Genomic DNA, 12,288 nt, shown 5'->3' with positions numbered 1-12,288 from the left:
CTGTCAAAGCTCGATCGTCAGGCCTTCCTCCGCGACCAGCACCTCGCCACCGAACTCGGCGCGTGCCTCCGCGGCCGCCGCCGCACGGTCGGTGCCAGGCCAAAAGTGCGTCAGCAGCAGCCGGCGCGCTCCGGCTGCGGCCGCCCACTCGCCCGCCTCGGCGGCCGTCATCAAGTACCGCGGCTCGTCCCCCGAAGGCGGCGTCCGGTAGGTCGCGTCGCAGATGAGCAGGTCCGCGTCGCGCCCCAGCTCGGCCAGCGCCGACGAAGGGCCCGTGTCACCCGTGTAAGCCACCGTCAACCCGGGCGCCGCCAACCGCACGCCGAAGTTCGGCACGTGGTGCGGCAACGCGAACGTCGTCAGCCGAAACGGCCCGACCGAAGCAGCCGACGCCAGGTCGCGCACCTCGAACACCTCCGTCGGGTGCGGGCGCGGCTCCATCGCCGCGAGCCGGGCGACCGTGCCGGGCGTGCAGAACAACGGCAGCCGCGGACCGTCCCCGTAGTACGAGGCCCGCCCGAGCGCGCTCACGTCCGCGCAGTGGTCCGGGTGCTCGTGCGTCACCACCACCGCGTCCGGCAACCCGTGGCCGAACAGCCGCGAGGCGGCGCCGTACCCGAGGTCGAGGACCACGCGAAACCCGTTGTGCGACAACAAGAACCCCGCGCACGCCCGCCCGGGTTCGGGGAACGCGCCGCAGCTGCCGAGCACCGTCAGCTCACCCATGCCCGGCAGTCTGGCAGAGCGAACCGGTAGCGTGCGGGACGTGCTGACCGTCTCCACCGTGAACGTCAACGGACTCCGTGCCGCCGCCAAGAAGGGCTTCGTCGAGTGGCTCGCCACCACGAAGGCCGACGTCGTCGCCTGCCAGGAGGTGCGCGCCGAGGCGAGTCAGCTCCCGGCGGACGTCGTCGAACCCGAAGGTTGGTTCTCGGTGCACGCCCCCTCGGCCGTCAAGGGGCGCAACGGCGTCGCCGTCTACAGCCGCGAAGAGCCCGAAGAAGTCCGGATCGGCTTCGGGGAACCCGAGTTCGAAGACAGCGGCCGCTACCTCGAAGTCCACTTCGCGAAGGTCGTCGTCGCCAGCCTGTACCTCCCCAGCGGGGACGTCGGCACCGAACGCCAGGACGAAAAGGAACGCTTCATGGCCGCGTTCCTGCCCTACCTCGTCGAACTCCGCGCGAAGGCCGCCGCAGCCGGGCGCGAGGTCGTCGTCGTGGGGGACTGGAACATCGCCTACGACACCGTCGACCTCAAGAACTGGCGCGGCAACCGCAAGAACTCGGGCTTCCTCCCCGAAGAACGCGCCTGGCTCGGCCGCGTCTACACCGAGGCCGGCTACACCGACGTCCAGCGCCGCCTCGACCCCGAAGGCCCGGGCCCCTACACCTGGTGGTCCTACCGCGGCCAGGCGTTCGACAACGACTCCGGCTGGCGCATCGACTGCCAGCTCGCGACCCCCGGCCTCGCCGAGAAGGTCGTCGACGTCGTCGTCGAGCGCGCCGCCGCCTACGACCAGCGCTGGTCCGACCACGCGCCGGTCACCGCCACCTACGACATCTAGGCCGCGCGGGCCGCGCGCCAGGTCGCGCTGTCCACGAAGTGGTTGTCGAACCGGTCTTGCGACGCCAGGATCTCCGCCGGCGACGCCTCGCCCCGCCGGATCCGGTCGATCATCCGGAAGTACTCGAAGCGCTCGACGCCGGGCGTGAACACGATCAGCACGTCAGCGCCTGACCGTCCGGTCGCCCCGAACGCGTGATTCGTGTGCGGGGGCACGAACAGCATGTCACCCGTTCGCACCGTCACGACCTCGTCGCCGTTCAGGACCTCGAGTTCGCCGTCCAGCATGAAGAACATCTCGGCCGACGAGGTGTGGAAGTGCGGCGTCGCGCCGTCGCGCCCGCGGCCCAGCGAGGCGCGGTTCGTGCTCAGGTGCCCACCCGTCTGGGAGACGTCGGCGAGCAGGGTCATCGTGTCGGGGGTCGAGCCGAGCTGCTCGGCTTCGTCGTGGCGGACCAGCAATGTCGTCATGCCGATGATGGTTCCACGCCTGATAGTTCGTTGTCAAACTATCAGGCGACGAATAGTGCTGGCGCCGAATAGAGTGGCGGCGTGACTGACGAAGACGCCGTCGACGCCGTCGTGTCGGCGTGGCACCGCGAACGCCCCGACCTCGACCTGGCCGCCATCGGCGTCGCCGGCCGGATGGGCCGGCTCGCGCTCGTGCTCGGCCCGGCGCAGGAGCGGGTGTTCGGCAAGTTCGGCCTGCAGCGCGGGGAGTTCGACGTCCTGGCCGCGCTCCGCCGGTCCGGGCGGCCGTACACGCTGATCCCGTCCGAGCTGTCCGCGACGCTGATGATGTCCCGGGCTGGCATGACGAGCCGCCTCGACCGCTTGGAGAAGGCCGGGTTCGTCGAGCGCACGCTGGACCCGAACGACCGCCGCAGCTTCCGCATCCGCTTGACGGCCAGTGGTTTCGACGCCGTCGACGCCGCGATGACCGAGCACACCGCGAACGTCTCCGAGCTGCTGTCGGGACTGTCCAAAAAGGAGCTGGACCTGCTCGACGACGTCCTGCGGAAGCTGCTCGGTCACCTCGATCCCCAGGCCTGACACCAAAAAGGGCCTCCCCGAGTGGCCGGGGAGGCCCTTCTCGCCGCGCCCGGCTCAGCAGGACAGGTTGTCCCCGGTGGGGACCCCGAGGATCCCGGTGATCTGGGTGTACTTGTCGATCCGGCTCTGCACCTGGGCGGGGTTGCCGCCGTTGCACTCGATCGAGCCGTTGATGCTGCGGATGGTCTCGCCGAAGCCGCGCTGGTTGACCATCGCGTCGTGCGGCGTCATGGTGCCGGGGCCGGTCTGGGTGTTCCAGTACCAGAGGCCGGTTTTCCATGCGACGGCTGCGTTCTGCTCGACCTGGTAGGGGTTGCCGAGCAGGTCGATGCCGAGCGCGTCGCCGGCGGCCTTGTAGTTGAAGTTCCAGCTGAGCTGGATCGGGCCGCGGCCGTAGTAGGCGGCCTGGCCGGCGGGACAGCCGTAGGGCTGGCTCGCGTCGCAGTAGTGCGGGTAGTTCGCGGTGTTCTGCTCGACGACGTAGACGAGGCCGCCGGTTTCGTGGTTGACGTTCGCGAGGAACGCGGCGGCTTCCTGCTTCTTCACGGTGTCGTCGCCCGTGTTCGCGAAGCCGGGGTACGCGGACAACGCGTCGGTCAGGCCGCTGTAGGTGTAGAAGCTGTTGCGGTTGGGGAAGATCTGCTCGAACTGGGCCTCGCTCACGACGAACGAGGCGTCCGCCGCGGCGGACGCGGTGGTGGCCGGGAGCACGACGGCTGCGCTCGCCGCGGCGAGCGCGCTCACCGCCACTCCGGCGCGCTTCAAGAACCGGGTGATCGACATTCGGGTCTCCTCTTCGTCACGCCGGTCGTGCGCGGTCCGACCGAGCCGAATGGGCTACTCCAAGAGGTATAGACCAATCACTATCGAGTGAAAAGTTTTCCAGATAAGACGACGCGATCGGACCAGTCCGGACTGCGACGAATGGCAGAGGGTGAGCCGAGTTTGCGATGAACGGGTGACGGGCGGCCGGACACGGATCGGCCACTCTCTACTTTGGGTATGAGCGTTCCGCCTTCCGCAACACCCGCTTGGGCGGTTGGAGTGAACCGTGGGGGTGGCGGGACCGTGTTCCCGGTTGGGCGCTAGTCTCGGCCCCCGAGTCGATCGGTACCGACAGGTCTTGACACGCTCGGTAGTTTTTTGACCAGTAGCACGCAGCGTCTCACTCGAATGGGTGAGCATTTAGGTAAGTCACAGCGCTCGTCACTCGCGGGAGGCACTCCGGTGCGCAACCCAGGTCAAACCCTGATGCGGTCCTCGCTGCGCGGAATTCGCGCGGCGGCGGTGGTCGCGCTCGTCCCGGCCGCGCTGCTGCTGGCCGGCGGCGGGAACGCGTTCGCCGACGTGACGACCGCCCAGGCCGACACGAACGCGGAGAGCTTCGGCGTGCTCGGCCCGGTCGGGCTGGTCGCGGTGGCGCTCGGCATCGTCGGGATGACGCTGGGTGTGCTGCGCCAGCGCCGCAAGTCCCGGGTGGCGGAGGCGGCCCCGGCGGTCCCCGAGGCCCCGGGCCCGGTCACGGCGATGGCCGAGGCGGTCCTCGGCGAGCCCGACGCGACGCCGACCCGCCCGTTCCTCACGCAACGCCCGCACGCCTGACGCAGACGGGCGCCGGTTCGCCCGCACCCGAGCCCGCGTGACCCCGGCGGCGGCTGATGCCCTGCCGATTTGTCCGCTCTCGTGCACACCCGGGCCGCTCCGGCGGAGGCGGTTGATGCGCCGCCGATTTGTCCGCTCCCGCGCACACCTGGGCGCTCACACTTGGGCCCGCTCCGGGCCCGTCCCGGCGGCGGCTGGTGGCGCACCGGGTCGCCCGCACTCTGGGCGCTGGCCATGGCCGATGGCGCCGGTTGGCCCCGCTCCTCGCAGCACCCGCACACCTGAGCTGCTTCCGCGCCGGTGGTTGCCGGTGCCCGCGCCGGTGGCCTTACCCGCGCGGCTGACTCACGCCGTGCCCTGCGCGCTGCCGGCCGGTGCGCCGCGGTCCAGGCATGTCCCGCTTCACCCCTCAGCCTGGAAGAATCCCCAGCTCCAACCCCCTCCGCACCCGCCACCTCGCCCGGCCTGGAAGAATCCTCCCGTGTCCGAAGAGCAGACCGTTGCCACCGAACGTCGTCCGCGGGTCCTTTCGGGGATCCAGCCCACCGCCGACTCGTTCCACCTCGGCAACTACCTCGGTGCGCTGCGCCAGTGGGTGCGGCTGCAGGACACGCACGAGCCGTTCTACTGCGTTGTCGACCTGCACGCCATCACCGTCGAGCAGGACCCGAAGGTGCTGCGGCAGCGCACCCGCGTCTCGGCCGCGCAGCTGCTCGCCATCGGCATCGACCCCGACCGCAGCGCCCTGTTCGTGCAGAGCCACGTTCCGGAGCACGCCCAGCTGAGCTGGGTCCTCGAATGCCAGACCGGCTTCGGTGAAGCCGGCCGGATGACGCAGTTCAAGGACAAGTCGGCCAAACAGGGCTCCGACCGCTCCAGCGTCGGCCTCTTCACCTACCCGATCCTGCAGGCCGCGGACATCCTGCTGTACCGCGCGGACGCCGTCCCGGTCGGCGAGGACCAGCGCCAGCACCTGGAGCTCACGCGCGACCTCGCGCAGCGCTTCAACAACCGGCTGGGCAAGACGTTCGTCGTGCCCGAGCCGTACATCATCAAGGACACGGCGAAGATCTACGACCTGCAGGAACCGACGGCCAAGATGAGCAAGTCGGCCTCCAGTGCCAACGGCATCGTCGAGCTGCTCGAAGACCCGAAGCGGTCGGCGAAGAAGATCCGCTCGGCGGTCACCGACACCGGCCGCGAGGTCAAGTTCGACCCGGAGAACAAGGCCGGCGTCTCGAACCTGCTGACGATCTACTCGGCCCTGACCGAACGGACGATCGCGGACCTCGAAGCGGCGTACGAAGGCAAGGGCTACGGCGACCTGAAGAAGGACCTCGGCGAGGTGTTCGTCGAGTGGGTCACGCCGATCCAGGAGCGCGCGAAGTCCTATTTGGACGATGTCGCCGAGCTGGACAAGATCCTCGCCGCGGGTGCGGAGCGGGCGCGTGAGGTGGCGTCGAAGACGCTGGCCAAGACGTACCAGCGGATCGGGTTCCTGCCGCCGGTGCGGTGAAGCTGATCCTGCTGAACGGCCCGCCGGGCAGCGGCAAGTCGACGCTGGCCCGGCGCTACGCCGACGCCCACCCGCCGGCGCTGGCCCTGGACGTCGACCGCGTCCGGGCGATGGTCGGCGGCTGGCGAGCCGATCCGGGCGAGGCGGGGTTGCTGGCCCGGGAGCTGGCCCTGGCGGCGGCGCGCACGCACCTGTCGGCGGGACACGACGTCGTGGTGCCGCAGCTGCTGGCCCGGCCGGGCTTCGCCGAGCGGCTCGAAGCGCTGGCAGACGAGACGGGCGCGAGCTTCCACGAGATCGTCCTGCTGCCGGGGCTCGAGGAAACGCGTAGGCGCTTCGCCGGGCGAGGGGGATCGGAAGTCGAGACGGCGCAGCCGCTCACCGAGGAAGACCTGGCCACGGCATACGACCGCGTGGCCGAGTACGCCTCGACGCGTCCACGGGCGGCGATCCTCGGCGGGGAGACCACCTACCAGGACTTCCTCGCCTCCCTCATCTGACCCGCTCGCGTTGCGGGAGTCACTCGGCGTGGTTAGCGTTTCACGGTGGCGAACGAAGAAACGAAGGAAAAGCTCCTGCCGCGGCTGCGGCGGAAGTACCCGTGGCTCGATCACCTGATCCGGGCCAACGAGGCCTTCGGCGAGCGGTACGGCAACCACTACGCCGCCGCCATCACCTACTTCAGCGTGCTGTCCGTCTTCCCGCTGTTCATGGTCGCCTTCGCCGTGGTCGGGCTGGTCGTCAACCACGACAAGACGATCATCGACAAGATCACCAAGGGCATCAACGACTCCGTGCCCCAAGGTCTCCAGTCGCTCGTCTCCGGCATCGTCAACGGGGCGCTCGACTCCGGCAGCGGCATCGGCATCTTCGGCCTGCTCATCGCCCTCTACTCCGGCATCGGCTGGATGTCGAACCTCCGCGACGCGCTCACCGCGCAGTGGGGCCAGGAGAAGCAGTCGCAGCCGATCGTCAAGCAGACGCTCAAGGACTTCGTCGCGCTCATCGGCCTCGGTGTCGCGCTCATCGTCTCCTTCGCGCTGACCGCGGTCGGGGGCGGCGTCGGGCAGTTCCTGCTCGAACACGTCGGGCTCGCCGACCAGAAGTGGGCGATCTACCTGCTGCGCGCCGGCACGATCGTGCTCGGCCTGCTCGCCAACACGCTCGTCTTCCTCTGGGTGATCGCGCGGCTGCCGCGGGAGCACGTCGCGCTGCGCAGTGCCGTCAAGGGCTCGATCGTCGCCGCCGTCGGGTTCGTCGTCCTGCAGCAGGTCGGCTCGATCTACCTGGCCAGCGTCACGAAGTCGCCGTCGGCCGCGCTGTTCGGGCCGGTCATCGGCCTGCTCGTGTTCGCCAACCTCGTCTCGCGCTTCCTCCTGCTCATCACGGCGTGGACCGCGACGGCCAAGGAGAACCAGCGCACGGTCGTCGCGCCTCCGCCGCCGGTGCGGCTCGAGCAGAGCGTCACCGTGCAGCGCGGGCCCGGGCTCGGTGCCGTCGCCGGTGCGTTCAGTGCCGGGGCGCTGCTCGCGTGGCTCGGGGGCCGGCGCAAGTCTTGACACCGATCCGCCCAGTAAAGAAACTGAACCGGTAAGAAATCTGAACCGGAGGTTTCATGCTGGACGCCGCCCGCGAGTGCGCCGACCTCGCCAAGTCGCTCGCGCCCGTCACCGAACAGCGGCGTGCCCTGCCGGCCGAGCTGGTCGCCAAGCTGACCGACGCCCAGCTCCTGCGCAGCGGCGTCCCCGCTCACCTGGGCGGCCCCGAAGCACCGCCCGCGCTCAGCCTCGAAACCGCGGAGACGGTCGCGCGCGGGGACGCCTCGGCCGGCTGGTGCGTCTCGATCGCCGTCACGAGCAGCCTGCTCTCGGCCTACGCCCCGCGGAAGTGCGCCGAGGAGGTCTTCGGCGACCCCAGGACCGTCGCCGCCGGCGTCTGGGCGCCGCGCGGCGCCGGGCGGAAGGTCGACGGCGGTTACGTCGTGTCCGGCCGCTGGGCGTTCTGCAGCGGCATCCCGCACTGCGACTGGCTCTTCGCCGGGTTCGTGCACGAAGGCGCGCTTTACGTCGCGGCGCTGCCGAAGGCGGAGATCGAGGTGCTCGACACCTGGCACACGAACGGCCTGCGCGGCACCGGCAGCCACGACTGCGTGGCCGACGAGCTGTTCGTCCCCGAGCACCGCGTCTTCTCGGTCATGGGCGGCCCGCCGGCGGACGCTGTCGCGCTGCACCGGTTCCCGCTCTTCGGCTACTTCGCGCTGTCGGTCGCGGCCGCCGCGCTGGGCAACGCGCGCGGCGCGATCGACGACCTCGTCGAACTCGCCTCGACGCGCAAGCCGCTCGGCTCCAGCCGGTCGCTGGCCGAGCGGTCAGCGACGCAGGCCGCCGTCGCGGAAGCCGAAGCCGCCCTGCGCGCGGCGCGGCTGCTCTACTACACCAGCATCGACGACGCCTGGCAGGCCGCGCAGGGCACCGAGCCGGTGCCGGACGCGCTCAAGGTGGGCCTGCGCCTGGCCGCCACGCACGTCACGCGCACGGCCGCGAAGGTCGCCGAAAGCATGTACGACCTGGGTGGCGGCGCCGCGATCTACGAGACTTCGCCGCTGCAGCGCCGGTTCCGCGACGCCCACACCGCGACCGCGCACTTCCAGGTCAACCCGGCCAGCTTCGAACTGCCCGGGAAGCTGCTGCTGGGCGTCCCGGCCCGCACGGAGCAGCTGTGACCGACTTGACGCACCGGTTCGCGCACGACTCGGTCGGGCGCGCGCTCGACCTGGTCGGGGAGCGGTGGAGCCTGCTCATCCTGCGCGAGGCCTTCTTCGGCGTGCGCCGCTACGGCGAGTTCGCGCGCAACCTCTCGATCCCGCGCCCGACGCTGTCCGCGCGGCTCAAGACCCTCGTCGACGCCCGCGTGCTCGACCGCGTCGACCCCGTGCCCGAGTACGTGCTGACGCGGGCCGGGCGGGACCTCTTCGGCGCCGTCGTCACGCTCATGCAGTGGGGCGACGAGCACCTCGCCGGTCCGGACGGGCCGCCGATCCGGTTGCGGCACAAAGACTGCGGCGAGATCGCCGGCACGTATGTCGCTTGTGGACACTGCGGCGGCGCGATCGCCACCGGCAACGTCACCCCGGAACCCGGGCCCGCGTTCCGCTAGTTCGCGGCCTTCTTGCGCTGGTGCCCGACGACGAATCCGCCGACGATGACGAGGAAGACGATCAGTGTGATGATCCAGCCGGTGACGCCGAACGGGTCGTCCTTGGCGCCGGACGCGGCCGAGGACGTCCCGCTGTTGCCGGTGCCGCCGTCGGCGAGCACGGACGGGTCGGTGCTGCCGGGCGTGGCCACCGGGGCCTGGTAGCTGATCTGGCCGACCGGCGCGGCGCGGTCGGCTTCCAGCGCGAAGCCGTAGTCGAGCAGCTTCGCCGCCTGGTCGACGACCTTCGTCGGCTTCTGCTCGGCGCGCAGCATCACGACCGCGAGCCGTTTGCCCTTCTGCTGCGCCGCGCCGACGTAGGTGTGGCGGGCGTCGTCGGTGAAGCCGGTCTTGCCGCCGAGGAAGCCCGGGTAGACGCCGAGCAGCTTGTTGTCGTTGAAGATCGGGATGGCCGGCTTGCCGCCGGTCGCCGGGATCTCGAAGTTCTTCGTCGAGACGACCCGCGCGAACTCCGGCTGCTTCATCGCGTAGTTGAAGATCAGGCTGAGGTCGTAGGCCGAGGTCGACATGCCCGGCCCGTCGAGCCCCGACGGCGTCGCGGTGCGCGTGTCGCGGGCGCCGATGCGGGCCGCCTGCGCGTTCATCTTGGCGACCGCCGAGTCGACGCCGCCGAGCGCGGTGGCGAACGCGTGCGCGGCGTCGTTGCCCGAGTGCATCAGCAGGCCGTGCAGCAGCTGGTCGACGGTGTACTGGCCGCCGGCGACGAGGCCGACGCAGGTGCACTCCTGCTCGGCGTCCTCCTTCGTCGCGACGATCACCTGCTGCGGGTTCAGCTGGGTGACGACGACGAGCGCCAGCAACGTCTTGATCAGCGACGCGGGCCGCTGGCGGGCGTGCGGGTCCTTCGCCGCGATGACCGCGCCGGTGTCGAGGTCCTGCACCAGCCACGACGCCGCGGTGTTGCCGTCCGGCGGGTTGAGCGCGCCGTCCGGGGTGATGAGGCCGCACTCGGCCATCCGCGGGCCGCCGACCGGGTCGGTGGGCACGGCCAGCGGTGGCGGGGCGATTTTGCCGGGCGCGGGCTTCTCCGACGTGTCGACCGGGGCCGGCGGGGCCTGGTGGTTCGCGCACTGGCCCTGCTGCTGCGGCGCCGCGACCGCGAAGGCCGGGGTGCTCAGGGCCAGGAGGGCGGCGGCGAGCGTCGTCGTGAAGACCTTGAGCGACCGGGAGACAGCGGAGTGCACCCACGCAATCTAGCGCCGAGGCGCGCGTCGCATACTCAGGGGCATGCGCATTTCGCGAGGCACCTCGCTGTTCCTGCTGGCCTTCGGCGTGTGGTCGTGGATCATCTGGATCACGTTCGCCAAGAACCTGTGGGACAGCGACCGGGCCTGGACCCCCGACGGCTCGCCCACGGCGTACTTCATCGTGCACGCGGTGCTGACGGTCGTGTCGTTCGTGCTCGGCACGATCATCGGCGTGCTGGGCTGGCGCGGGGTGCGGGCCTCTTCGCGGGTCTCCTCCTGACTTTGGTCGGTGGCGCGGTCCCCGGGGCCGGTTTAGGTTGACGCCACCGACTCTGGAGGTGGAATGTCCCGTTTACGCCGAATGGCGGCCCCGCTCGTGCTGGCCGTCGGGGGCGGCCTGTTCGCCGCGGCCCCGGCCGCCGAGGCCGCGCCGGTCGCGTGCGACACGACGAGCACGCCGTACACCTACGTGGTGACGTACCAGCCGGGCACGCGCGCGTCGACCGTCGATCGCGAGCTGGCGGCGAAGTGCGGCACGAAGGTGGCGTACTACGGCGAGATCGGCGTCGCGATCGCCAGCTCGCGCAACGCGGACTTCCAGCAGAAGATCGGCGTCTACCGGGCTTATTCGGGCGGCAAGGACGTGGCTTCGACTTCGGGTGCGACGGCTCGTTCACTCGGTGCGGTGAAGACGCTGGAGGACACGCGTTCGGTGGCCGCGGCGGGTGACCTGTCGGCGCAGCAGTGGGACATGAAGGCGATCCACGCGCCCGACGCGAACAAGGTCTACCAGGGCAGCCGTTCGGTGACGGTCGGCGTGCTGGACTCGGGCATCGACGCGACCCACCCGGCCCTTAAGGCGGCTGTTTCTCCTGCGTCTTCGGCGGGCTGCGTCACGGGCGCGCCGGACCTCGCGCCGGCGTCGTGGGCGCCGACGACGTCCGACCACGGGACGCACGTGGCGGGCACGATCGCGGGCAAGGACCCGGCGGCGGGCTTCACTGGCATCGCACCGGGCGTGCGCCTGGCGTCGGTGAAGGTGGTCAACGACGACGGCTACATCTTCCCGGAGTCGGCGGTGTGCGGGTTCGTCTGGGCCGCCCAGCACGGCTTCCAGGTGACGAACAACAGCTACTACATCGACCCGGGCATGTTCTTCTGCTCCCGCGAGCCGGGCGACGCGGCGGCGTACGAGGCGGTCCGCCGCGCGATCGAGTTCTCGACGCGCCACGGGGTGCTGAACGTATCGGCGGCGGGCAACTCGGGCTTCGACACGACAAAGCAGACGACGGACCCGAACCGGCCGCACCCGGTGGACTCGTCGTGCGGCATCCTCCCGAAGGCGATCGACGGCGTCGTGACGGTGTCATCGGTGGGGTACGCGGGCACGAAGTCGTCGTTCAGCAACTACGGCTCCATCGACGTCACGGCACCGGGTGGAGACTTCTCGCAGCTGCCCCCGGACGGCGCGGGCCCCTCGTGCCCGCTGTCGACAACGGTGTTCGGCGGGCTGTACGGCTCGAAGTGCGGAACATCGATGGCCTCACCGCACGCGGCGGGCGTCGCGGCACTGCTGGCGTCCCGCTTCCACGGGGCACCGCCATCGTTCATCGCGCGCCTGCTGGAAGGCGAGGCCGACGTGGTGAAGTGCGCGTCGGCGGAAACGGAGTGCACGGGCCCGGCGAAGAACAACTCGTACTACGGCCACGGCCTGGTCAACGCCCTGGACGCGGTGCACTGAACCCAATAGAGGAGCTGGGTGGTCATCCCGTCGCCTGAGGCCGTGAAATCACTTTGAGCCGGGCCCGCAACCCAGAGCCCAAGGCGAGGGAGCATGCCAGGCTTGCGGGCCCGGCTCAAAGTGATAGGCCTCAATCAGGCGACGGGATGACCACCCAGCGGCCCACCTCGAAAAGGTGAGAAGACTCGGAAAGCCCTGGTCATCCCGGAGCCTGCCCGTCCGGCGAGGACATGCTTTTTCTTTGAAGCTGCGGCAGAGGGGCTACCGCGGCTTCAGGTCTTCCGCGGCTTAGCGGGTCCGACCTCCCCCGCCCCTCCGGTGGGATTTTCAGTCGGGGGGGGGGGGTTTGAAAGGGGGGCATCGTGGCGTGTCAAAACCCCCCCCCCCCAGAACAGACGGCGGGGGGGGTG

General features: G+C 70.4%; 14 protein-coding genes. 10 read left to right on the top strand and 4 right to left on the bottom strand.

Annotated elements, in window-relative coordinates:
• Positions 1-3: 3 nt before the first annotated feature.
• The gene (locus ACIRSS_RS29440) at positions 4-726 is read right to left on the bottom strand and encodes an MBL fold metallo-hydrolase (protein ID WP_400900499.1); all 723 of its coding nucleotides are present in this window, start codon (positions 724-726) and stop codon (positions 4-6) included.
• Positions 727-757: 31 nt separating this feature from the next.
• On the opposite strand from ACIRSS_RS29440, the gene ACIRSS_RS29435 reads away from it, so the two are divergent.
• On the top strand, positions 758-1,564 hold the full coding sequence (locus ACIRSS_RS29435) for an exodeoxyribonuclease III (RefSeq protein WP_400900498.1): 807 nt from the start codon (positions 758-760) through the stop codon (positions 1,562-1,564).
• On the opposite strand, the gene ACIRSS_RS29430 is transcribed toward ACIRSS_RS29435, so the two are convergent.
• Positions 1,561-2,034: a cupin domain-containing protein gene (locus ACIRSS_RS29430; protein ID WP_400900497.1), complete on the bottom strand. Its 474-nt coding sequence runs from the start codon at positions 2,032-2,034 to the stop codon at positions 1,561-1,563. The two genes, ACIRSS_RS29435 and ACIRSS_RS29430, sit on opposite strands and share 4 nt — an antisense overlap.
• A gap of 81 nt (positions 2,035-2,115) precedes the next feature.
• On the opposite strand from ACIRSS_RS29430, the gene ACIRSS_RS29425 reads away from it, so the two are divergent.
• Positions 2,116-2,616, top strand: coding sequence for a MarR family winged helix-turn-helix transcriptional regulator (locus tag ACIRSS_RS29425; RefSeq protein ID WP_400900496.1), 501 nt, complete (start codon positions 2,116-2,118; stop codon positions 2,614-2,616).
• Between the two features lie 54 nt (positions 2,617-2,670).
• Here ACIRSS_RS29425 and ACIRSS_RS29420 read toward each other — a convergent pair whose 3' ends face one another.
• Positions 2,671-3,399: a chitinase gene (locus ACIRSS_RS29420; protein ID WP_400900494.1), complete on the bottom strand. Its 729-nt coding sequence runs from the start codon at positions 3,397-3,399 to the stop codon at positions 2,671-2,673.
• Between the two features lie 468 nt (positions 3,400-3,867).
• On the opposite strand from ACIRSS_RS29420, the gene ACIRSS_RS29415 reads away from it, so the two are divergent.
• From ACIRSS_RS29415 to ACIRSS_RS29390, 6 genes are all read left to right on the top strand, one after another.
• Entirely contained in the window at positions 3,868-4,218 is a 351-nt protein-coding gene (locus tag ACIRSS_RS29415; RefSeq protein ID WP_400900492.1) for a hypothetical protein, read from the top strand.
• Positions 4,219-4,699: 481 nt separating this feature from the next.
• Positions 4,700-5,734: a tryptophan--tRNA ligase gene (gene trpS, locus ACIRSS_RS29410; protein WP_400900490.1), complete on the top strand. Its 1,035-nt coding sequence runs from the start codon at positions 4,700-4,702 to the stop codon at positions 5,732-5,734.
• Positions 5,731-6,234, top strand: coding sequence for an AAA family ATPase (locus tag ACIRSS_RS29405; protein ID WP_400900488.1), 504 nt, complete (start codon positions 5,731-5,733; stop codon positions 6,232-6,234). Before trpS ends, ACIRSS_RS29405 begins: the two co-directional genes overlap by 4 nt.
• A 45-nt stretch (positions 6,235-6,279) precedes the next feature.
• Complete coding sequence (gene yhjD / locus ACIRSS_RS29400) at positions 6,280-7,293, top strand: inner membrane protein YhjD (protein ID WP_400900486.1); 1,014 nt, start codon at positions 6,280-6,282, stop codon at positions 7,291-7,293.
• A 56-nt stretch (positions 7,294-7,349) separates the two neighbouring features.
• Positions 7,350-8,456 carry an acyl-CoA dehydrogenase family protein gene (locus ACIRSS_RS29395; RefSeq protein ID WP_400900484.1) on the top strand — a complete coding sequence of 369 codons (1,107 nt, stop codon included), beginning with the start codon at positions 7,350-7,352 and terminating at the stop codon, positions 8,454-8,456.
• Positions 8,453-8,890: a winged helix-turn-helix transcriptional regulator gene (locus ACIRSS_RS29390; protein ID WP_400900482.1), complete on the top strand. Its 438-nt coding sequence runs from the start codon at positions 8,453-8,455 to the stop codon at positions 8,888-8,890. The genes ACIRSS_RS29395 and ACIRSS_RS29390 overlap by 4 nt, the downstream gene beginning before the upstream one ends.
• On the opposite strand, the gene ACIRSS_RS29385 is transcribed toward ACIRSS_RS29390, so the two are convergent.
• On the bottom strand, positions 8,887-10,134 hold the full coding sequence (locus ACIRSS_RS29385; RefSeq protein WP_400900480.1) for a D-alanyl-D-alanine carboxypeptidase family protein: 1,248 nt from the start codon (positions 10,132-10,134) through the stop codon (positions 8,887-8,889). The two genes, ACIRSS_RS29390 and ACIRSS_RS29385, sit on opposite strands and share 4 nt — an antisense overlap.
• 43 nt (positions 10,135-10,177) lie before the next feature.
• On the opposite strand from ACIRSS_RS29385, the gene ACIRSS_RS29380 reads away from it, so the two are divergent.
• Together ACIRSS_RS29380 and ACIRSS_RS29375 are read left to right on the top strand one after the other, a co-directional pair.
• Positions 10,178-10,417 (top strand): SCO4848 family membrane protein, encoded by a 240-nt coding sequence (locus tag ACIRSS_RS29380; RefSeq protein ID WP_400900478.1) that lies wholly within the window; start codon positions 10,178-10,180, stop codon positions 10,415-10,417.
• A 63-nt stretch (positions 10,418-10,480) separates the two neighbouring features.
• The gene (locus ACIRSS_RS29375) at positions 10,481-11,878 is read left to right on the top strand and encodes a S8 family peptidase (RefSeq protein WP_400900476.1); all 1,398 of its coding nucleotides are present in this window, start codon (positions 10,481-10,483) and stop codon (positions 11,876-11,878) included.
• Positions 11,879-12,288: the final 410 nt, after the last annotated feature.

The organism is Amycolatopsis sp. NPDC101161 (assembly GCF_044768185.1).
In the GTDB taxonomy this organism is placed as follows: domain Bacteria; phylum Actinomycetota; class Actinomycetes; order Mycobacteriales; family Pseudonocardiaceae; genus Amycolatopsis.
The sequence above is the reverse complement of the archived record's forward strand: the minus strand, read 5'-3'. Positions and strand labels throughout refer to the sequence as shown.